14 protein-coding genes and 1 riboswitch are annotated in these 21,264 nt (G+C 69.5%); of the genes, 11 read left to right on the forward strand and 3 right to left on the reverse strand.

Annotated elements, in window-relative coordinates; translation table 11 throughout:
- Nucleotides 1–39: 39 nt before the first annotated feature.
- On the reverse strand, nt 40–2,493 hold the full coding sequence (locus ACN27F_RS33465; RefSeq protein WP_421439612.1) for a ribonucleoside-diphosphate reductase subunit alpha: 2,454 nt from the start codon (nt 2,491–2,493) through the stop codon (nt 40–42).
- Between the two features lie 140 nt (nt 2,494–2,633).
- Nucleotides 2,634–2,841: riboswitch (cobalamin riboswitch) on the reverse strand.
- A gap of 318 nt (nt 2,842–3,159) precedes the next feature.
- Between ACN27F_RS33465 and ACN27F_RS33470 the strand changes: the two genes are divergently transcribed.
- The 8 genes from ACN27F_RS33470 to ACN27F_RS33505 all read left to right on the forward strand — a co-directional run bounded on the left by ACN27F_RS33470 (nt 3,160) and on the right by ACN27F_RS33505 (nt 14,245).
- Complete coding sequence (locus tag ACN27F_RS33470) at nt 3,160–5,541, forward strand: ATP-binding protein (RefSeq protein ID WP_421439613.1); 2,382 nt, start codon at nt 3,160–3,162, stop codon at nt 5,539–5,541.
- Between the two features lie 183 nt (nt 5,542–5,724).
- Nucleotides 5,725–6,951, forward strand: a complete 1,227-nt coding sequence (locus ACN27F_RS33475) for a hypothetical protein (protein ID WP_421439615.1) — start codon at nt 5,725–5,727, stop codon at nt 6,949–6,951.
- The gene (locus tag ACN27F_RS33480) at nt 6,938–8,572 is read left to right on the forward strand and encodes a tryptophan halogenase family protein (protein ID WP_421439617.1); all 1,635 of its coding nucleotides are present in this window, start codon (nt 6,938–6,940) and stop codon (nt 8,570–8,572) included. Before ACN27F_RS33475 ends, ACN27F_RS33480 begins: the two co-directional genes overlap by 14 nt.
- Complete coding sequence (locus ACN27F_RS33485) at nt 8,562–10,001, forward strand: FAD/NAD(P)-binding protein (protein ID WP_421439619.1); 1,440 nt, start codon at nt 8,562–8,564, stop codon at nt 9,999–10,001. Before ACN27F_RS33480 ends, ACN27F_RS33485 begins: the two co-directional genes overlap by 11 nt.
- An 8-nt stretch (nt 10,002–10,009) precedes the next feature.
- On the forward strand, nt 10,010–11,665 hold the full coding sequence (locus ACN27F_RS33490) for a non-ribosomal peptide synthetase (protein WP_421439622.1): 1,656 nt from the start codon (nt 10,010–10,012) through the stop codon (nt 11,663–11,665).
- Nucleotides 11,662–12,414, forward strand: a complete 753-nt coding sequence (locus ACN27F_RS33495; protein WP_421439624.1) for a thioesterase II family protein — start codon at nt 11,662–11,664, stop codon at nt 12,412–12,414. The genes ACN27F_RS33490 and ACN27F_RS33495 overlap by 4 nt, the downstream gene beginning before the upstream one ends.
- Entirely contained in the window at nt 12,411–12,923 is a 513-nt protein-coding gene (locus ACN27F_RS33500) for a flavin reductase family protein (RefSeq protein ID WP_421439626.1), read from the forward strand. The genes ACN27F_RS33495 and ACN27F_RS33500 overlap by 4 nt, the downstream gene beginning before the upstream one ends.
- Nucleotides 12,917–14,245, forward strand: a complete 1,329-nt coding sequence (locus ACN27F_RS33505; protein ID WP_421439627.1) for a cytochrome P450 — start codon at nt 12,917–12,919, stop codon at nt 14,243–14,245. Before ACN27F_RS33500 ends, ACN27F_RS33505 begins: the two co-directional genes overlap by 7 nt.
- Before the next feature lie 86 nt (nt 14,246–14,331).
- On the opposite strand, the gene ACN27F_RS33510 is transcribed toward ACN27F_RS33505, so the two are convergent.
- Complete coding sequence (locus ACN27F_RS33510) at nt 14,332–15,174, reverse strand: SAM-dependent methyltransferase (RefSeq protein WP_421439629.1); 843 nt, start codon at nt 15,172–15,174, stop codon at nt 14,332–14,334.
- Between the two features lie 150 nt (nt 15,175–15,324).
- Between ACN27F_RS33510 and ACN27F_RS33515 the strand changes: the two genes are divergently transcribed.
- Genes ACN27F_RS33515 through ACN27F_RS33525 form a run of 3 tightly spaced genes read left to right on the forward strand, consistent with a single transcriptional unit; the run spans nt 15,325 to nt 18,489 of the window.
- Nucleotides 15,325–16,215 (forward strand): phosphate/phosphite/phosphonate ABC transporter substrate-binding protein, encoded by an 891-nt coding sequence (locus ACN27F_RS33515; protein ID WP_421439631.1) that lies wholly within the window; start codon nt 15,325–15,327, stop codon nt 16,213–16,215.
- The gene (locus ACN27F_RS33520) at nt 16,205–16,957 is read left to right on the forward strand and encodes a phosphonate ABC transporter ATP-binding protein (protein WP_421439633.1); all 753 of its coding nucleotides are present in this window, start codon (nt 16,205–16,207) and stop codon (nt 16,955–16,957) included. The genes ACN27F_RS33515 and ACN27F_RS33520 overlap by 11 nt, the downstream gene beginning before the upstream one ends.
- Nucleotides 16,954–18,489: a PhnE/PtxC family ABC transporter permease gene (locus ACN27F_RS33525; protein ID WP_421439635.1), complete on the forward strand. Its 1,536-nt coding sequence runs from the start codon at nt 16,954–16,956 to the stop codon at nt 18,487–18,489. The genes ACN27F_RS33520 and ACN27F_RS33525 overlap by 4 nt, the downstream gene beginning before the upstream one ends.
- 28 nt (nt 18,490–18,517) lie before the next feature.
- On the opposite strand, the gene ACN27F_RS33530 is transcribed toward ACN27F_RS33525, so the two are convergent.
- The gene (locus ACN27F_RS33530) at nt 18,518–21,067 is read right to left on the reverse strand and encodes an alpha/beta fold hydrolase (RefSeq protein ID WP_421439637.1); all 2,550 of its coding nucleotides are present in this window, start codon (nt 21,065–21,067) and stop codon (nt 18,518–18,520) included.
- Nucleotides 21,068–21,264 lie beyond the last annotated feature (197 nt).

Raw genomic sequence — 21,264 nt, forward strand, 5'->3', positions numbered from 1 at the left:
CGCTGGCGCTGGTGGTCGTGCCGGCTTCGGAAACGGTGGTCACTGGCAGGCCTCACAACTTTCGGGGTTTTCCAGGGAACAGGCCAACGCCTCATCGGCACGTACCGGGAGTTCGTCACGTACCGAGATGTCGTCACGTACCGAGACGATCGGCGTGACCGCCGGCGCGACGGAGACGGTGGCCTGCTGGATCCGGGTCGCCGGGCGCGACCGCAGGTAGTAGGTGGTCTTCAGCCCGGACTTCCAGGCGTACAGGTACATCGACGACAGCTTGCCGATGGTCGGGGCGCTGATGAACAGGTTCAATGACTGGGACTGGTCGACGTACGGCGCGCGGGCGGCGGCCAGGTCGATCAGCGCCCGCTGCGGAAGCTCCCACGCGGTGCGGAACAGCGCCCGTACCTCGGCGGGCAGCTCCGCGATGTCCTGCACCGACCCCTCGGCGCGCTTGATCTGTTCGCGGATCGAGGCCGTCCACAACCCGTGCGCCTTCAGCTCCCGGACCAGGTAGGTGTTGATCTGGAGGAACTCGCCGGACATGGTCTCGCGCTTGAACAGGTTGGACACCTGCGGCTCGATGCACTCGTAGCAGCCGGCGATCGAGGCGATGGTGGCGGTCGGCGCGATCGCGATCAGCAGCGAGTTGCGCAGCCCGTGGGCGGCGATCGCCGATCGCAGCGCGGTCCACCGCTCACCCTGGGCCGGCTCGGCGCCCCACAGCTGCGGGTGCAGCTCGCCACGGGCCGCGCGGGTCTCGGCGAACGCGGGATGGGGGCCGAACCGCTCGGCCAGCCCGGCGGAGGTCTCCAGCGCGGTGAGGAAGATCTCCTCCTGGACCCGGGTCGACAACTCCTGGGCCTGCGGCGAGTCGAACGGCAGCCGGAGCGTGAAGAACGCGTCCTGCAGGCCCATCAGCCCGAGCCCGACCGGTCGCCAGCGTGGGTTCGACGCCGCTGCCTGCGGCGCCGGGTAGTAGTTGATGTCGATCACCCGGTCGAGGAACATCACGGCGGTACGGACCGTCGCGCGCAGCTTCTCCCAGTCGACGCCGGCCACGGTGACGTGCGCACCGAGGTTGATCGACCCCAGGTTGCACACGGCGGTCTCGGTGTCGCTGTTGACCTCGAGGATCTCGGTACACAGGTTCGACAGGTGGATCGTGTTGCCAGGCGCCCCGGTCTGGTTGGACAGCCGGTTCGAGGCGTCCTTGAACGTCATCCAGCCGTTGCCGGTCTGCGCGAGGGTGCGCATCATCCGCCCGTACAGTTCCCGGGCCTTGACCGTCCGGATCGCCTTCTTCTCGGCCGTCCGGTACGCCTCGTCGAACGCCGCACCGAACAGATCGGGCAACTCGGGCGCGTCGGACGGGTCGACCAGGGACCAGTCGCCGTCCGCCTCGACCCGGCGCATGAACTCGTCCGGGATCCAGTTGGCGAGGTTCAGGTTGTGCGTGCGCCGGGCGTCCTCGCCGGTGTTGTCCCGCAGCTCCAGGAACTCCTCGACGTCGGGATGCCACGGCTCCAGGTAGACACAGGCCGCGCCCTTGCGGCGACCACCCTGGTTGACCGCCGCCACCCCGGCGTCGAGCGTCTTGAGGAACGGCACGATGCCGTTGGACTTGCCGTTCGTACCCCGGATCAGCGCACCTCGACCGCGCACCCGGGACCAGGAGATGCCGATCCCGCCGGAGAACTTCGACAGCTTCGCCACCTGGTGGTACCGCTCGTAGATGGAGTCGAGCTCGTCGCGGGGGGAGTCGACCAGGAAGCAGGAGGACATCTGGGTGTGCCGGGTGCCCGAGTTGAACAGCGTCGGTGAGCTGGGCAGGTACGCCAGGCTGGACATCAGCTGGTAAAAGGCGATCGCCTCACCCGGGGTCTGCGACAGTCCGCACGCTACTCGCAACAGCCAGTACTGTGGCGTCTCCACCACCAGGCGGGACCGCGGATGCCGCAGCAGGTACCGGTCGGCGACCGTACGCAGCCCGAAGTACTCGAATCGGCGGTCACCGTCGAGGTCGACGGCGTCGTCGAGTTTGCGGGCGTTGCGGGCCACGAACGCGGCGGTGTCGTCGCCGATCAGTCCGAGCTCGTGGCCGTACCGGATCGACTGACTGAAACTCGCCACCTGCTGCCCGCGGACCTCCTTGTCCACGTACGCGGCCAGCAGCCGGGCCGCCAGCTTCGAGTACTGCGGCTCCTCGCCGATCAGCTCCGCCGCCGTCTGGATCGACAGCTTGTCCAACTCGGCGGTGGTGGCTCCGTCGTACAGGCCGCTGATCGTCTTGGTCGCCACCCGCAGCGGATCGACCTCGGCCAGGTCGGCGACCCAGCGCTCGACCGCTTTGACGATCTTGTTGACGTCCACCGGTTCGGTGTCGCCGTTACGCTTGCGAACCTGCATCACCTGCCGGCGTTGCTCCGACGCCGGCTGCGGTCCTACCCGTTGCGGCACCGGCTGAGCCGGCGCGACCTGTTCACGCGTCGTGGTCATGTCCCCCTCCTCATGCCTGTTCACCAAGGTCGGACAGGCACGCAGGGCGACGCCACCGGACCACGCGCTGGCGGGCGACCCGCCAGCGTCGGCCGGCTGATGGCGTCGGCCGTCCCGCGCGACCTCCGACCACCGCACGCGACGCGTACGGCGCGCTGGCAGGTCTTCGGACTCGTGGGCGTCGTAGCGTGCCTACTGGCCGTCGCTTCCCAGGCCCTGCCGGGCCCAGTGCTGTATGACGGCGGTCGTTCCCACTCACCGCTGCGGGGCAGTCCCGGACTCGCACCGGGTTCCCTCTTGCCTCGACTGCCGTGGAGCGGCAATCGAACCAGCTGCGGGTAACACCATATATGGGTGCGACGGAGAGATGGCAACACCAAATGCTGTGTCGGCGTGTCGCGGCGCTGAGTCACCCGAAGCTTGCCTCGGGTGACCGACGGATCGTGCGGGACCGGCGGGGACGGCAACCGCAATCGACCGGCGGGGACGGCAACCGCAATCGAAGGGCCGAACGATTCGACCGTGCGCCCAAGTATGTTCCGCGTTACGTAATCTGCCCGTTCTGTCACCGTCGTGTGGTCCGGGTAACGGTTCGAATATCGGCCAACTCCGGCGCGGGTGGTCGCGGCACCAGCAAGCGGGAAGTCCGACGTGAGGAGCTGCGTTGTGACGGAACGGACCTGCGAGATGTGCGGTGCCACGCTGGCGCCCGCCGCCGACGCCGGCAGACCGGCCCGATACTGCTCGAACGCCTGTCGTCAGCGGGCCTTCCGACGTCGCAGCCGCCCGGGTCCGAGGACCGCCGCCGGATCGACGGCCCACCCCAACCGGTTCGTCGGCCGCCGCCGCGAGATGAGCCTGTTGCGGCAACGGATGCCGGCAGCTCAGCTGGTCACCATCATCGGACCGGCAGGTGTCGGCAAGACCCGAATGGCGCAGGAGTTCGTCAAGTCGCTGCGTGGCCGGCAGATCCACTTCGTCCTGCTGGACTCGGTGCGGCGGCCGGGGCAGGTGCTCGCCGCGGTCGGCGCCGCGCTCGGCGTGGATGGCAGGCGGCAGCCGCTGCTGGACGCGATCGTCGACCGGCTGTCCGTCCGGCGCTGCCTGTTGGTGCTGGACAACTGCGAGCATCTCGCGGTCGCGTGCGCCGAGCTGACCGAACTGCTACTGGCGCGATGCGCCGGGCTGCGGATACTGGCCACGAGCCGGGAACCGCTCGGCTTTCGCGGTGAGGTGCCGCTGCGGCTCGGGGTCCTGTCGCTACCGAAACCGGGGCAGGGGCGTGGCAAGGCCGCCGTCGTCGGTGCGGACGCGGTCCGCCTGTTCGTGGACCGGGCGCGGGCCGGCGATCCGGAGTTCACGGTGACGGAACAGAACGCCGCGTTGGTGGCGGAGATCTGTTGCCGGCTGGACGGGTTGCCGTTGGCCATCGAACTGGCCGCCCGTCAGGTCGGTGCCGTACCGCTGGCCGACGTCCTCGCGGGCCTGACCGACCAGCTCAGCCTGCTGGCCGGGGACGTACCCACCGGTCCGGCACGCCATCGGGAGCTACGAGCGGCGATCGCCTGGAGCTATCGCCTGCTGACCGCCGCCGAGCGGCGGGTCTTTCGCCGGATCTGCGGGCTGGAAAGCGATTTCGACCCGGCGATGGCCGCCGTGGTGGCCGGTTCGGCGACCCCGGTCCTGCCGGTGTTGCTGTCGCTGGAAGCGAAATCGCTGGTGCAGCGGGTATCGGCTGGCGAGGAGCCCGATGAGCTGAGATTCCGACTGCTCAACACCGTCCGTGACTTCGGTCTCGACCGGCTGGCCGCCCGAGGCGAACTGCCGGAGGTTCGCGACCGGCTGGCCGGGCAGCTCGCGAGGATCGCGGCTCCGACGGCCAGTAGCCTGTTCTTCGGTGGACCCGCGTCCGTCGCGATCCTGCGGGAGCGTGACAACCTGCTCGTCGCGGTCGAACACACCGCGAGCAGCTCCGACGAACGGCACACGATCCTCGCGGTCGCGTTGGCCAGGATGTGGTGGCACCTGCACCAGAACGCCGACGGGGTCGGGGTGCTTCGACGGGCGATCGAGCTCGACTCGGGGCGGACGACCGCGCACCACTGCGACGCGCTGTCCACCCTGGCCTGGTTGACCACGCTGCAACACGACTATCCGGGCGCGCTACGGCTGGCGGTCGACGCCGTCCGGATCGCCACGCACCGTGCGGTACCCAGCCAGATGACCCGAGCCCTGGACATCCTCGGCCGTATCCACCTGTTCAGGGACGAGTTCGAGCTGGCGATCGAGGCGTATCGCGGTTGTGTGCGCCACGCGGTCGCGCACGAACGACCGATGTGCCTGCGCAACCTCGCGTGGGCCCTGGTGCTGGCCGGTGCCCGGGACGAGGCGAAGGTCCTGGTCGGACAGGCGTTGACGGCCACGGAGGCGCTCTCCCTGCGGATGCGGGGTGCCCTGCTGCACACCTCCGGACTGCTGCATCTGATGGACGGCGAGGTGGCAGCGGCGGAGTCGGCGTTCGTGTCGTCGCTCAAAGCGACGTCGGGGCACGGGTACTACGCGGCGTACAGCCTGGAGGCCATGGCGCTGGTAGCGGCGCGGCGCGGCGACGACTACCGGGCGTCCGTTCTGTTCGCGGGGGCCGCCGCCGGTCGTGCGGCGCTCGGCCTCGACGTGGAACCGGCCTGGCTGCGACGGGTCGAGCCGGTGCGGGACGCGGTCGCGAAGGCACTCGGCGCGGCGAAGGCGGTCGCGTCGGTGACGTACGGCGTCAACCTGACGCCCGATCATCTTGTGGCGCACGCACTCGACGGGCACGCGCGTGCCGAGACGGCACCGCCGACGCACCGGCTGTCGCAGCTCACCGGTCGGGAGCAGGAGGTTGCCGCGCTGGTCGCGGCCGGCCTGACCAACGCGCAGATCGCGCGGCGGCTCCGTGTCTCGGCGAGCACGGTGAAGACCCACCTGGCCGGTATCCGCAGCAAACTCGATCTGCGTTCGCGCACGCAGATCGCGGTCTGGTACATCGCTGTCGTGCAGGTTTCGTAACGCTCATCCACAATGACGCCGCACGGGGGATGCCGCCACGTCACGCACTGAGGAAGATAAATGCATCGAGCGCGACGCGCGACGATGCTGGTGAGATCGCCAGGTGCCCGCAACCGCGCCGGGCAGAAACGTCATCGATTGTTTTCCCACTAGTTGCCGTCACGGCGGACGAAAAGGAATGCAATGACCTCGCGGGAGATCCTGGATGGGGAATCGGACAGACTACTGGACCGGCGGGCGGCGGCCTGCCCACGTGCGCTGAGCATCTACTCGCTGACCACCGCTGCCGGCCGGGCCCGCGAGCTGTTCGAGGCGCTGGCCGCGAGCCGGCCGGTGCACTGGGACCCGTACGTGGCCGCGTGGCTGGTCTGCGGCCCGGCCGAGGCGCAGGCGGCGCTCTCCGACGACCGGTTCTCGTCGCACCGGGCCGCCTACACCGAAGATGACGCGCCGGCCGACGGGCAGCCGGACCTCACCGACGTCGCCGCCCGGATGCTGCTCCTCAAGGACGGAGTCGAACACCTGCGACTGAAGAAGGTCGTACAGTCCGTGCTGTCGTCGCGGCGGATCAAGGCGCTGGAACCGTGGATGCGCGAACTCGCCGCCGAACTGCTGCCGCGGGCAGCGGGCACGCTGGACTTCGCCGGTGCGGTCGCACAACGGTTCCCGTTGCTGGTCGCGGCGAAGCTCATCGGCATCCCCGAGAAGGACCTACCGATGGTGCTCGCCGGCTCCGACGCGATGACCGAGATCGTCAGCGGGCTGCACCCGACCACGGCGCAGGAGGTGCGCCGCAAGGCCCACGTGCTCTACGAGTACGCCCTGGAGCTGGTGCGCGAGCGCCGCGAGCGTCCTCGTGACGACGGCGCCGGGGCGTTCGTCGCCGCAGCCGACGCGGCGGGCGGGTTCGACGACGCGGACATCGCGTCGAACCTCGTCATGCTCATCGCCTCGGCCCACCAGACCATGCCGGGTCTACTCACCCTGACGCTGCAGGACGCGTTGAGCAGACCGGGCACGCCGATCCCGTCCGTCGCCGCCGCGCTCGCGCACGTGACCCCGTCGCGATTCGTCGGCCGGATCGCCACCGCCCAGGTGGAACTCGGCGGTTGCCTGATCGAGCCCGGCGACGCCGTCGTCGTCGTGCTCGCCGCCGCGAACTGGTCGCTGAGTTCCACCGAACCGCTGCGGCACCTGGCCTTCGGCTACGGCCGACACCGGTGCGCCGGTGCCGCCATGGCCGAACTGGAGGCGACGGTGATGTTCGACCGGCTCGCCGAGGTCCACCCCGTCGCCGTGACCGCCGAACCGGCACCGCTCAACGACAACGTCAACCTTCCCGCGCTCACCAGTCTGCCGATCCGGCTGCCCGCCGCCGAACCCGAGGACGAACACCGTGCACATCCATGACAACCACGCGCACAGCGCTGCGGACGACACCGGCAACAGGATCAACAAGGTGGTCATTCTCGGCGGGGGCACCGCAGGTTGGATGACCGCCGCGTACCTCGGCAAGGCGCTGCAGGGAACGACGTCGATCACGGTCCTGGAGGCACCCGCGGTACCCCGGATCGGCGTCGGCGAGGCGACCATCCCGAACCTGCAGACCGCGTTCTTCGACTTCCTCGGCGTACCCGAGGAAAAGTGGATGCGGGAGTGCAACGCCAGCTTCAAATCAGCGATCAAGTTCGTGAACTGGCGCAGCCCAGGCATCGGGGAGCCGACCCCACGCCGACTGGTGAACGGCAAGCAGGACTACTTCTACCATGCGTTCGGGGTGCTGCCGAACCACGACCAGGTCCCGTTGTCGCACTACTGGTTCAACGACTACTACCACGGCCGCACCGATCTGGACTTCACGTACGCCTGCTTCCGTGAGCCGCCGGCGATGGACGCGTTGAAGTCGCCACGCTGGCTCGACGGCCGGCGCGCGACCCGTTACGCCTGGCACTTCGACGCGAACCTCGTCGCGGACTACCTGCGCCGGTTCTCCGTACAGAAGCAGGGCGTACAGTACATCAGCGACCAGATGACCGACGTCGTCCAGGACGAGCGGGGGTTCGTCACCGCGCTGCGGACCAGCGGCGGCCTGACGATCGAGGGCGACCTGTTCGTCGACTGCTCGGGCTTTCGGGGCCTGCTGATCAACCAGGCACTGGCGGAGCCGTTCATCGACATGAGTGATCATCTACTCAACGACAGCGCGGTCGCCACCGCTGTGCCGCATGACGACGCGGTACACGGTGTGGAGCCGTTCACCTCGGCGATCGCCATGTCGTCCGGGTGGACGTGGAAGATCCCGATGCTCGGCCGATTCGGCACTGGCTATGTCTATTCCAGCCGATTCGCCGGTGAGGACGAGGCGGTGAACGAGTTCAGCGCGTTGTGGGGACTGGACCCGACGAACACCGACTTCAACCGGATCCGGTTCCGCGTCGGCCGCAACCGGCGTACCTGGGTCAAGAACGTGGTCAGCATCGGCCTGTCGTCCTGCTTTCTGGAACCCCTTGAGTCGACCGGAATCTACTTCATCACCGGCGCGATCTTCCAGCTGGCCAAGAACTTTCCGGACCGTCGGTTCGATCCGGTGCTGATCGAGCAGTTCAACAAGGAAATCGAGCGGATGTTCGACGACTGCCGAGACTTCATCCAGGCACACTTCTACTTCTCCCCGCGCACCGACACCCCGTTCTGGAAGGCGAACAAGGATCTTCACCTGGCCGACGCGATCAAGGAGAAGATCGAGATGTACCGGGCCGGCATGGTGGTCAACATGCCGGTGACCGACGAGGACAGCTACTACACCAACTTCGAAGCGGAGTTCCGCAACTTCTGGACCAACAACAACTACTACTGCGTGCTCGCCGGGCTCGGCGTCCTGCCGGACCGGCCGCTGCCGTCGTTGGCGTACCGGCCGGGTTCGGTCGCGGCCGCCCGGCCACTGCTCGCCGACATGCGCAAGCAGCAGACGGAACTGGTGGCGTCACTGCCCACGACGTACGAGTACCTGAAGCAGTTCCATGGCCGGTGACCGGATCGCGGTGGTGGGGGCGGGCGCGGCCGGGACGAGCGTGCTGGACACCCTTGCCCGGTCCGTCGCACCGACGGCCGGGACCGAGGTGACCGTGTTCGACCACACCGGACGGTTTGGTCCTGGCCGGGCCTACCGGCCCTGCGGCGGGACGGCGTTGGTGAACCTGCCCGCGACCAGGATGTCGCTGCGTCCCGACGACGCTCGACACTTCCAGCACTGGTTGGCGGGTGGCCGGCTCGGCACCGACCACCCGGAGTTCGTCCCGCGTGAGCTGTACGGGCGCTATCTCACCGAGGCGTTCGCGGCGGCGGCCGAGCGACTGCGGGCACGAACGGTGGCTTCCCGGGTGGTCGCGATCGATCGATCGGCCGGCGAATTCCGGGTACGCACCGCCGATGCAGACGTGTTCCACGCCGACGCCGTGTTCCTGTGCGTCGGCACCGCTGAGCCGACCGACGCCTACTCCCTGGCCGGGACGGCGGGTTACCTGCCGGATCCGTACCCGCTGACCCGACTGGCCGGGATCAGGGCGGACAGTGCGGTCGCGGTGCTGGGGACCGGCCTGTCCGCGGTCGACGCCGTTGTCGAACTGGCCGCCAACGGCCACCGCGGTGTGCTGTGGATGGTGTCGCGCAGCGGCTACCTGCCGGGAGTGCGTGACACCGCCGCCGTACCCGTGCTGCGCTACGTCGATCCGGCGGTGGTCAAGGAGCTCGCCACGGCGCGGGGCGGACTCTCGCTGGTGGACGTCCATCAGCTGATCCGCCGGGAGTTCGCGGCGCAGGGGATCGCCGTGGCCGAGCTCTGGCGCGAGTTCCAGCCGGGAGAGGATCCGGCGGCCCGGCTGCGACGGCAGCTGAGCCAGGTCGTCCACCACGCACCGGCATTGCCGGTGTTCATCGCCGTCGCCGGGGTGTTGCTGCACGCCTGGCGGCTGTTCGACGACCACACCAAGGAACTGGTGCTGCGACACTGGCATGGCCGGCTGTCCACCCTCTGCGCGCCGATGCCTGCGGTGACGGCGGCCCGGCTGGTGTCCCTGATCGACGCCGGGACGCTGCGGCTCGCCGCCGGGATCCGCAGGGTCCGCGCCCACGAGCGGGGTTTCTCGGTCGAGCTGCCCGCCGGGGTGGTGGCGGTGTCCCATGTCGTCAACACCGTCCGGCCCACCCCGGTCCCGGTGCCCGGGCAGGCCGTCGAGCTGGTCGACTCGTTGCTGGCCAACGGACTGGCCAGCGCACACCCGTTGGGCGGGCTACGGCTCGACGGGGACACCGGCACCGTGCTCGACCGGGCGGGGTTGCCGGTGTCCGGCCTGTACGCCCTCGGTGAGCTCGCCACCGGAGAGTTGTATGTGGAGACGACCGTCCTGACCGCCATCACCCATCGGGTCCAGCAGGCGGTGCAGACCCTGCTGGGCCGCTAGGAGAGCTGATGACCGTACCCGAGCTGATCCTCGACCGGATTCACGCCGAGTCGACCCACGGCGAGCCGAGCAGGTTGTGCCTCGGCGGTCCCGACGGTGAGCTGACCTACCAGCAGGTCGGTGACGTGTCCGCCGGACTGGCCGACCGGTTGCTCGCCCACGGCGTGCGGCCCGGCGAGGTGGTCGCGATCGACGCGCCACGGTCGACGCTCGCGGTGTGTCTGGCCCTGGCCGTGTGGCGGGCCGGTGCCGCCTTCCTGATGTTCGATCCGGTACAGCCGAAGCTGCGCCGCCAGGAGTTGCTGACCGATGCGGGGGTGCGGCTTCTGGCGGGCGTCACCGAATCCGAGGTGACGATCGACGTCGTCGGCGACCGGCCGGGCCACACGTCGGAGGATCTCGCCTACGTCGTCTACACCTCGGGCTCGACCGGCACGCCCAAGGGCGTGCTGTGCCGGCACCGGTCCCTGCCGCCGATCGTCCAGATGGCCCGGGACGGATTCGGGATCACCGCGGATGACCGGGTCGCGATGCTCGCGCCCTTGCACGTCGAAGGCGTCGTGTTCGAGTTCATGGTGCCCCTCGCGCTCGGTGCCAGCGTGCACATTCCCAGTGTCGAGCAACGCGGCGCCCCGCCGGAGCTGACGAAGTTCCTGCGGGAGAGGCAGGTCAGCGTGCTGGTCAGCACACCGACGAGGCTGACCGACCTCGACCCGGTGCGGTTTCCGGCACTGCGGCTGGTGATCAGCGCCGGCGAGAACCTGGCACCGGAGCTGGCCAGGCGATGGGCCGACGGGCGCCGACTGATCAACAGCTACGGCGTCACCGAGGCCACGATCGCCTCGACGTTCGCGGTGATCCCGCCCGAGGTGACCCGGGTGCCGATCGGGTATCCCATCGCCCACAACAGTGTGCGGGTGCTCGACGACCACGGGCGGCCGGTTCGTCCCGGTGGGACCGGGGAGATGTACCTGGGCGGTGCCGGGGTCGCGGCGGGCTACCTCAACCGGCCGCAGCTGACCGCGCGGCGGTTCGTCGTCGTCGACGGTGAGCGGACGTACCGCAGCGGGGACTTCGCCGAGATCGATGCCGACGGCCAGCTGTACTTCGCCGGCCGCCGGGACGGCCAGGTGCAACTCGGTGGTTACCGGGTCGAGCCAGGTGAGGTCCGTGGCGTTCTGCACGGGCATCCGGCCGTCCACGACTGTGCGGTGATCGCGCGCGACGACCGACTGGTCGCCTACGTGGTCGCCCACGCGCCGACGACACCGGCGCAGCTGCGGGACTGGCTGGCGCAGCGGTTGCCGGGCTATCTCGTACCCGCCCGGTACGTGCTCCTCGCCGAACTACCTCGAACCGCGTGGGGCAAGGTCGATCTGCCGGCGCTGCCAGACCCGGAGCTGGTGTCCGGCCCGGCCGACGGCTCCCCGTCCGAGACCACGCTGGCCGGCCTGCTCGGTGAGCTGCTGGGCACCGACACCGTGCGCACCGATCAGTTCGACGACGATCTGTTCCTGATCGGTCTGACCTCGATCCTGGTGGCCAGGCTGATCCGCCGGGTCGAGGCCGAGCTCGGGGTCACCCTCAGCCCGGTGGACGTGTTCGAGCATCCGACCGTGCGTGAACTCGCGGAGGTCGTCGACCGGGCGAGGGCGGCGGGATGAGCGCCGCGCGCAGTGAGTGGTTCCCACGGGTACGGCGCCGGGACACGGCCCGGGTGCGGCTGGTATGCCTCGGCGGTGCTGGCACGGGCTCGTCGGAGTTCGCCGGCTGGCAGGCGGCCCTGCCCGGGTGGGTCGAGGTGTGGGCCGCGCAGTTGCCCGGCCGGGAACGGCGCATCCGGCAGGCCCCGGCAAGGACCATGATCGAGCTCGCCGACCCGCTGGCCGAGGAGCTGCGCGGTGTGGCGGACGGCACGCCGTGGGCGTTGTTCGGACACAGCTTCGGTGCCCTCGTCGCTTACGAGGTCGGATGCCGGGTACGGGCGTGCGGGCTCGTCGTGGCGTCGGCCGTCGTACCGCATCTGCAGGCGACGCGGTTGCCGGTGGCGGCGGACGACGACGAGACGCTGCTCGACTGGGCCCGTAACGCCGACGGGACGGACCCGGATCTGCTGGCCGACCCCAGATTCGCCCGTTGGCTGGCCGAGGACCTGCGGGTGACCCTGCGAATCCGGCGTGAGTATCCGACCGTGCCGCCGCGACCGCTGCCGATTCCGGTCCTCGCGGTCGGTGGCGCCGGCGATCCGGACGCCGCCGCGGCGGATCTCGAGCGCTGGCGCGAATACACGACCGGCGAGTTCACCCGGCGGCAGATCGGTCACGGTCACTTTTTCCTACGCGACGAGCGGGAGTCGTTGCTCGCCGTGATGGTCGAGCAGCTGGACCGTTGGACCGGAGGGAACCTGTCATGAATCGTCCACTGGACTTCGCCTCAGCGTCGGACTTCCGCCAGATGATGGCCGGATTTCCTACCGGCGTGTCGATCGTGACCGCGCTTGGCGACGACGGCGTGCCCTGGGGGATGACCTGTTCGTCGGTCTGCAGCGTGGCGGTGGAACCACCCACGTTGATCGTCTGTCTGCGCCGGTCCAGTCCGACCCTGACGGCGGTACTCGCCCGCGGAGCGTTCGCCGTCAACCTGTTGCACGACGGCGCCCGCGACAAGGCCGAGTTGTTCGCCTCGGGCGCGCCCGACCGATTCGACCGGGTGCGTTGGCGTTGCTCGGCGCAGAACTGCGGGCCGCACCTGCTCGACGACGCGCACGCGATCGGCGACTGTCGGGTGACGCACACCGCGCCCGTCGGCGACCACCTGGTCGTGTTCGGTGAGGTGCGGCAGATCGGCCGGCATCCGGTGGCGAGCCGGCCGCTGATGTACGGGTTGCGGCAGTACGCGGCGTGGCCGGTGGCGGCATGCTGACGTCGTCGGGGACCGTCCCGCCGCGGATGCCGGGCGCGTTGCCTGCCGTCGGGCACGCCCTGGACCTGCTGCGCAGGCCACTGGAGTTCGTCAGCCGGGTCCGTGACCGTGGATCGGTGGTCGAGTTCCGCCTCGGCGGCCACCCCGCGTATCTGGTGTCGTCGCCGTCGGCCGTACGCGAACTGCTCGTCACGCACAGCCAGGTGACGGCGAACGGTGTGCTGTTCGAGAAGCTGAAGGTCCTTGGTGGCGACGGCATCGGCAGCATCTACGGGCCGCCGCACCGGCGTCGTCGTCGCCTGCTCACCCCGCTGTTCGGTCAACAGCGGCTGGTGAACTACGCCTCGGTGGCCGCCGAGGTGGTTGGGCAGCGGGCAGCTGGTCTACAGGACGGCCAGCGCCTCGATCTCGATGAGCTGTTGCACGACGTCGCCGCGGCGATCGTGGTGCGCAGCTTCTTTCCTGGCGGTGGGGGAGTGGCTGCCGCCGCGCGGGCCGCACGCGAACTGCCGGTCGTGTTCCGTGGGGTGGCGAAACGGGCCTACGCGCCGACAGAGCTGCTGTTCGCGTTGCCGACACCAGGCAACCGGCGGTTCACCGCGGCCAGCCGAACCATGCACCAACTCGTCGATGAGATCATCGAGCAGTGTCGCGGCGCCGACGACGGCGTCGGGATGCTGGCCGCGCTGCTGGCGGCGCGGGACGAGGACACCGGTGAACCACTGACCCACGCGCAGATCCACGACGAGGTCATGACGATGCTCTTCGTGGGCACCGAGGCGTCGGCCGCGGCGTTCGGCTGGATCTTCCATCTGCTGGATCGTCATCCCGGTGTCGCGCAGCGGATCCGGGCCGAGATCGGGGACGGCCAACCGGCCCCCGAGACGGTGGAGCGGCTCGGATACCTGCGGCAGGTGGTGCACGAGGCGTTACGCCTGTATCCGCCGGGGTGGTTGTTTCCACGCATCCCGCAACGGGACCTGACCCTGGACGGGTACCGGCTCCCGGCCGGGGCGAACGTGTTCTACAGCCCGTACGCGCTGCATCGGGATCCGACCTCGTTCACCGAGCCCGACCGGTTCGACCCGGACCGCTGGTCAGCCGGGCGGGCTTCGGAGATCTCCCGTGACGCGTACCTGCCGTTCGGGCAGGGAGCCCGGACCTGCGTCGGTGCGGCGTACGCGATCATGGAGACGATGATCGTGACAGCCGGGCTGCTGTCGCGCTGGCAGCTGATCGGGGACGTCGGGCACCGCGTGCGACCGGTCGCCGCGACCACGTTGCATCCGGATCGGTTGCCGATGACCGTCCGGGCGCGATAGCCGCGTCGCCACGGCGCGAGGGCAGAGCTTGCGCGAGGGCAGAGCTTGATGGTCTCGCCCTCGGCCGGGAGATCGACCGGTGAGCCCTACGGCTTGCGGCCGACGCCCGCGTAGTGGCCGGAGCGGTCGGGATCGTCGGCACCGACCCCACCGGGCTCCGGACGCCAACGAGCGGTGAACACCACCCCGGGATCGAGCAGCGTGAGCCCGTTGAACAACGCCGTGATCGCGGCCTGGCCGCGCGGGTACATGGGGGACGCGGTGCCGGCGAAGAAGTCCACCGCGGCAGCCATTTCGGTCTCGAAATTGTCGGCCGTGAAGTGGGTCAGCGCGAGATGACTTCCCGACGCGAGTGGATCGATGTACCGGTGCAGGAGTTCCGCCGGATCCGCACTGTCCGGAAGATACTGGACGACGCCGAGGAACAACAGTCCTACCGGTTCGGTGAAGTCGATGATCGATTGTGTGTCGGGATGCTGAAGAATGCTGTCAGGGTCGTGCAGATCGGCTTCGATGATGGCGACGCCCTCAATCGCGTCGAGCAGCAACCGGCTGTGGGCGACCGCCGTCGGGTCGCGGTCGACGTAGACGACCCGGCTGTCAGGGGCCGCCGTGCGGGCCGTCTCGTGCACGCTGCCAGCTGTTGGAATGCCCGAACCAATGTCGAGGAACTGGGTGACGCCCCGGCCGGCGAGGAGGCGAACGGCCTTGACCAGGAATTCCCGATTGAGCCGCGCCATCCGGCGGAACGGAGCAACCGAATTCAGTTTCTCCGCGACGATCCGGTCCTGTTCGAAGTTCTGGGTGCCGCCGAGCATGTAGTCGTAGATACGGGCGGAAGTCGGTGTGTCGACGTCCACTCCGGGTGCAGAAAAATCCATGAATGGCCTTCCGGGGGCGCCGACGGTACACTGCGTCCAGTGTGTCACAATCGTCGACAGAAATGAAGTATGTGATCACCATTTATTGACTTTCTTGAGTCGGCCGGAGCGTGACGTCTAGATGAACTTCACCGGTCTGTGCGGGCGTCGTGCCATGCGGCTGGCTAACATCCCGGTGGGTGGACCGGGGACATGGTGATGATCTGTAATTGGGTACGGGTTGCCGGGACGGTCGTTGTCCTCGTGGCGCTGACGGTCGCCGGGTGCGCGCCTGACGCCGATCCGGCCGATCCGTCCCAGCTCGTGCTGGGCGTGATCCCGTACGAGAACTCGACCTCGGTGGCCGACGACTGGAAGCCGTTCGCGGCGATGCTCGAACGGCAGACCGGCAAACGGGTCGAGATCAAGATCGCAACGGACTACGCGGCCCTGGTCGAGGGCCAGCGCGCCGGCACCATCCATCTCGCCGTGTACGGCCCGCTGTCGTACGTCCTGGCGAGGGATTCCGGCGTCGGTGTCGAACCGATGGGTGTGCAGATCACGCACAAGGGCGCGCCGCCCCATTACCGCGCCTACCTCGTGGCCAAGGCCGATGCCCCGATCCATGGCCTTGCCGACCTGCGCGGCAAACGGGTCTGTTTCGTGGATCCCAACTCGACGTCCGGATACCTCTACCCGATGGTGGCGCTGACCGAGGCGGGTATCGCGCGCGACGACTACACCGAGCGGTTCGTCGGCGGGCACGATGCCGCGGTTCTCGGTGTCAGGGACGGCGACTGCGACGCGGCGGCGGTGCAGGACCGGATCGTCGACGAAGTGCTGCCGGCCGAAGGCCGGATCCGGGCCGATGAGCTGAAGACGATCTGGACCTCCCGCCCGATCATCAACGGTCCGTTGGCGATGTCCACCCGGTTGCAGCCGCGGCTGCGCGACAAGCTGGCGTGGGCGACGACCGAACACGGCAACGCCGACGCGCTCGGCGTACCGACCATCGCCGGTGTGTGGGGTTTCGCGCCGGTGACCGACGAGTCCTACGACTCCGTCCGCGCGGTCTGCGCGGTGGCGAAGGTCAAGCTCTGTGACGGATGAGCCGCAGGCCGTCCGTTTCGATGGTGTGGCAAAGCGTTTCGCCGCGGCGGTCACCGCGCTCGACGGTGTCGACCTGCAGATCCGGCGCGGCGAGCTGGTGGTGTTCCTCGGCCCGTCCGGGTCTGGCAAGACGACGTTGCTGCGGCTGGTCGGCGGGCTCGACACACCTACCGGCGGCCGGTTGACCGTGCTCGGCACCGACCCGGCGGCGGCCGGCGGACGTGCGCTTCGTGCACTGCGCCGCCGGATCGGGTTCGTCTTCCAGGAGTTCCAGCTGGTCGGCAGATTGTCCGCGTTGGAAAACGCCTGCAGCGGCGCTCTGGGCCGACTCACCGGCCCACGAATCGGCCTGGCCAGCTATCCGCGCCGGGTCCGCCGTGAGGCCGCCGAGCAGCTTGACCGGGTCGGCATGGCGGAGCATCTGTTCCGGCGCGCGGACTCGCTGTCCGGCGGGCAGCAACAGCGGGTGGCGCTGGCCCGAGCGTTGGTGCAGCGGCCGGAGATCCTGCTGGCCGACGAGCCGGTCGCGTCGCTGGATCCGGTGACGGCGGACACCGTGCTGCGGCTGATCCGCGACATCGCCCGGGAGGAACGGCTCACCGTGCTGTGCAGCCTGCACCAGGTCGCACCCGCGTTGTCGATGGCGCAGCGGGTGATCGGGCTGCGTGCCGGACGGGTGGTGGCCGATGTACCGGCTGCCGATGTCGACGGCAACGCGCTGACCCGGGTGTACGGCGCGTGATCCGGACGAAGGCCGGTCTCCTGGTGCTGGCCGCGCTGGCTGTCTGGGCGTTGGCCGACCTGCTCGCCGACGCGGCTGTCAACGCGCCGGCGGACCTGGTCGGGTTCGCGCGCCGGACGTGGCCGTTGGACTTCCCTGCGGCGGCGGAGATCCTCACGCAGACCGGGCGGACCCTGGCTGTGGTCCTGCTGGCGACGATTCTCGCCGTGCTGATCGGGGTGCCCCTCGCGGTAGCCGCCGCCACCCGGGGTCGGCTTGCGGCGCGTGCGCTGCTCACGGTCGCCCGGGCCACTCCGGATGTCGTGCTCGCGGTGGTGTTCGTCCGTTTCTTCGGACTCGGGGCGCTACCCGCGGTGCTCGGTATGGGACTGCACTCCGCGGGCATGGTCGGCAAGCTCTACGCGGAGGCGATCGAGCATGCGGACGTGCGGCCCCGACACGCCGTGCGGGCCGTCGGCGCGAGCCCGGTGCAGGAGTTCGTCACCGGCGTACTGCCGCAGGTGGTGCCGGCGTTCATCGCGATCGGGCTGCATCGCTTCGACATCAACCTGCGGATCTCGGCGATCCTCGGCTTCGTGGGCGCGGCCGGTATCGGTACCGAGATGGCGCTCGCGTTCGGCAGGCTGGACTACCCGCGTGGGATGGCCTGGGCGGTGATCCTGTTCGTCGTGCTCCTGCTCGTCGAAGTGGTCTCGGCTGTGCTGCGGGGCGCTCTGCTGCGCGCACCGGGGCGGTCCGTCATGGACCGGCCGATCGGGCGGCGGCGCGCGACGATGCCGCCGTTGACGTTGCGACGGATCGTCGGCTACCTGGCCGTCGTGGTGACCGCTGCGCTCGTCGGATGGTCGGTGACGTCCAGCGGTGTGCTGGACGCGACGTTGGTCGACGACGCGTCCGAGACCCTGGCGTTGTTCTGGCCACCGGACTCAGCCGGTGTGGACCTGCTCGCAGCCCTGCTGGTCACGCTTCAGGTCGCGCTGGCCGGCACCCTGCTCGGTGCGGTGTTCGCCGTACCACTGGGATCGCTCGCGGCGCGTAACGTCGCGCCGAACCGCTGGATGTACGGTTCCGGCCGGGCTCTGGTGCTGGTCGTTCGTGGTCTGCCGGAGTTGGTGCTCGGCATCGTGTTCGTGGTGCTCACCGGTCTCGGCCCGGTCGCGGGCGTACTGGCCCTGGCGTTGGGTGCCACAGGACTGCTGGGCAAGCTGGTGGCGGACTCGTTGGAGAATCTTCCGCCCGGCCCGGCGGTCGCGTTGCGCGCCGTCGGGGCCTCACGGCTGCAGACGTACGTCGGCGCGACCTTGCCGCAGGCCGCGCCCATCCTGCTGGGACAGGTCCTGTACCAGCTGGATGCGGGCATCCGGGCGGCGACACTGCTGGGCCTGGTCGGTGCTGGCGGGATCGGGCTGTATCTGCTGCAGGCCATGCGAACCCGCGAGTACCCGGTGGTCACGCTGGTGCTGCTGATGATCCTCGGCGTCCTGCTCGGGGTGGAGACGCTGACCTCCTGGCTGAACCGCAAGGTTCGATGAGGGACGTGGGGACCGTCGGCCGAACCACTCAGCGCGTCAGTTCGGCAGTCAATCGTGTGACGATCGGCTGCAGGAAGGGCGGGCGCAGGATCGAGGAGTGACCGCCCTCGATCGGGACGATCTCGTGTGGGCCGGTGAGCACGCTGTCCCACCACTCGGGGCGGTCCGGGTTGTCCTGCGCGGTGAACAGCAGCGTCCGGCCCGACCAGGTAGTGAGCCGGTGTCGGTTGACCATGCGCAGGCTCTGTTCCCAGAAGACCGCCTCGCGAACCTGCGGCCGGTAGCGGACGACGCCCGCGCCGGCGAGCCGGGCGTGCATCTGCAGCCGTCGGGGCAGCGGCGGAACGACGGCCGCCAGGTCGTCGATACCGGCGGCGCGGCGGGCGGGTACGGCGATCCGGTCCGGCAGGATGGTGTCCAGCAGCACGACGAGCGGCACCTGCTCGCCCGCGGCGGCGAGCCGGGTCGCGGTCTCCAGAGCCAGTAGTCCACCGAACGAATGGCCGATCAGGATGTAGGGGCCGTTGGGGGCGGTGGCACGGATCGTCCTGAGGTGCCGGCGGACGACTGAGGCGAGCCGCCAGTCGGGCCGTCCCCGGGTCTCGTAGCCGCTGGCCTGAAAGCCGATCATCGCCAGGTCGGTGTGCAGCGCGGCGGCGAGTGGCAGCAGCGACAGCGCTGGTGCGCCGCCGCCGGCGAATCCGAACAGCGCCGGTCGGTCGGCCGTGGCCGGTCCGGTGGGTGCGGTACGCAGCGTCACCGCCGTCGGTGGCAGGTCGTGGTGGCGGGTCGCGCGTCGGTCGATCAGCGCGGCGAGGTCGGCGATCGTGGGTGCCGCCGTCAGATCGCGGGAGCGCAGATCGGCGCCGGTGGCTCGACGGACGGCGGCGATCATCTGCTCGACGGCGAGTGAGTCGGCGCCCAGGTGCCAGAAGTCGGCGTTCGCCGGCACGTCGGATAGGCCGAGCACGCCGCACCAGATGCCGGCGAGCAGTCGCTCGGTCGTGGTGCGGGGGTGGACGGGTCGCTGCTCGGGCATCGTCGGCAGGGCGCGTCGGTCGACTTTGCCGCGTTCGTTACGGGGCAGCTGCGTCATCAGCACGATCCGGGTGGGCACCATCCACGTCGGTAGCCGTTCGCGTAACGCGCGGCGTACGGACGCCGGGGTGGTGGAGCGTTCCCGGGCGACCGGCACGACGTGGGCGACGAGGATCGCGCGGGTCGCGCCGGTGTCGTCCAGGGTCGGTGTGGTGGTGACGACCGCCTCCGCGATGTCGGGTGCGTGCAGTAGCGCGGCTTCCACGTCAGCCGGTTCCACGAGGTAGCCGTTGATCTTGACCGCGCTGTCCGATCGACCTTTGAGGTGCAGTAGGCCGTCGGCGTCGAACTGGCCGAGGTCGCCGCCCCGGTAGCTGGTGGTCCCGTCCGGGTTGCGGCGGAACCGGGTGGCGGTCTGGTCGGGGTCGTTGAGGTAACCGCTGGACAGGTATCGGGAGGTGACGACGACCTCGCCGGTGACGCCGGGCGGGAGCGGCCCGCCGTGCTCGTCGAGGATCTGGACGGTCTTGTTCGCCGCCGGGGTGCCGACCGGGATGATGCCGGACGGTACCGGTGCCGACGCGGGCAGGGCGAAGTGGGCCAGCATGCCGATCTCGGAGGCGCCGGACAAGCCGACGAAGGCGCTGTCCGGACCGAGACGCGCGCGGAGCCGTTGCACCAGGGTGGAGTGGATCGCCTCGCCACAGGTGGTGACCAGCCGCACGGCCGTCAGCAGCTGCGGGGCCGCGGGAGAGTCCAGGATGGAGCGCAACATCGCGGGCGTGACGTGTACGGTCGTGATCCGCTGGTCATTCAGCCAGTCGAGCATGCTGCCCAGGCCGAGCAGGCGGGGATCGTAGACGTGCACACTGGAACCGGTGAGCAGCGACATGAACAGCACGTCGAGCCCGCCCCCGTAGCTCAGTGGCAGCACCAGAGCGTTGCGGTCGGTCGCCACGAGGTCCATCGCGAGTTGCGCGCTGTACGCCTGATTGAGCCAGGTGCCATGGTTGTGTGCGAGACCCTTCGGCCGACCGGTGGAGCCCGAGGTGAAAAAGACGACGGCGGGATCGTCGGCCACGCACTCGGGCGGATCGCCGTCGACCGGCGGTAGCCCGGCGACGGTGCCGGTGTCGATGCGGTGGGCGCCGGCGATCCCGAGGATCTGCTCGGCGCGTTGCTCAGGCAGGGTGGGATCGAGGGGGATGACCGGCCGGCCGGAGAGCACCACGGCGAGCAGCGCGGCGGTGCAGCGGACGGCTGGTTCGATGTCGAGCGCCAGTGGCACGTGTCGGGGCAGATCGGCGGTGTGCGCGTGGATCGCCCGCGCCCAGCTCTGCGTGATGCTCAGCAACTGTGCGTAGCTGTAGCTGCCGTCGGGCGCGGCGAGCGCGGGCGCGTCGGGCGTGGCCGCGGCGATGTGCCGGAGCCGGTGACCGATCGAGGTCCACTCGCCGGGCACCCGCAGTGGTGCCAGATCGGGGTCGCTCGATACGGAGTGAACTCCGCCCGTGGCGACCTGCCGCACGGTGCCGCGCATGCCCGCTCCTCGTGAGGTTCTGGAGTATGAAAACCCTGCCAGTTTAGGTGAGCCTAACCATCATCTGACAATAGGTCGGGCCGGGGCCGTCATCAAAGGCTGACCAGCCGTTGCCCCAAACATCTGACTATGGTTAGGCTACCCAAAGTTCTTGATCGAGTGTCTGCTCGTCGACACGACAGTCGCCGCATCCGCTG

It is taken from the genome of Solwaraspora sp. WMMB335 (assembly GCF_049179075.1).
Taxonomy (GTDB): domain Bacteria; phylum Actinomycetota; class Actinomycetes; order Mycobacteriales; family Micromonosporaceae; genus Micromonospora_E.